The organism is Escherichia sp. GZ89 (genome assembly GCF_019366485.1).
GTDB lineage: Bacteria > Pseudomonadota > Gammaproteobacteria > Enterobacterales > Enterobacteriaceae > Escherichia > Escherichia fergusonii.
On record NZ_JAEOHX010000051.1, the window covers coordinates 1 to 720 of the forward strand.

Genomic DNA, 720 nt, shown 5'->3' on the forward strand with positions numbered 1-720 from the left:
TTCTTTAAGGTAAGGAGGTGATCCAACCGCAGGTTCCCCTACGGTTACCTTGTTACGACTTCACCCCAGTCATGAATCACAAAGTGGTAAGCGCCCTCCCGAAGGTTAAGCTACCTACTTCTTTTGCAACCCACTCCCATGGTGTGACGGGCGGTGTGTACAAGGCCCGGGAACGTATTCACCGTGGCATTCTGATCCACGATTACTAGCGATTCCGACTTCATGGAGTCGAGTTGCAGACTCCAATCCGGACTACGACGCACTTTATGAGGTCCGCTTGCTCTCGCGAGGTCGCTTCTCTTTGTATGCGCCATTGTAGCACGTGTGTAGCCCTGGTCGTAAGGGCCATGATGACTTGACGTCATCCCCACCTTCCTCCAGTTTATCACTGGCAGTCTCCTTTGAGTTCCCGGCCGGACCGCTGGCAACAAAGGATAAGGGTTGCGCTCGTTGCGGGACTTAACCCAACATTTCACAACACGAGCTGACGACAGCCATGCAGCACCTGTCTCACGGTTCCCGAAGGCACATTCTCATCTCTGAAAACTTCCGTGGATGTCAAGACCAGGTAAGGTTCTTCGCGTTGCATCGAATTAAACCACATGCTCCACCGCTTGTGCGGGCCCCCGTCAATTCATTTGAGTTTTAACCTTGCGGCCGTACTCCCCAGGCGGTCGACTTAACGCGTTAGCTCCGGAAGCCACGCCTCAAGGGCACAAC

General features: G+C 53.9%; 1 rRNA gene. It reads right to left on the minus strand.

The features are described 5' to 3' along the window. Nucleotides 1–10: 10 nt before the first annotated feature. A 16S ribosomal RNA gene (locus tag K0335_RS22130) occupies nt 11–720 on the minus strand; the annotation flags it as partial.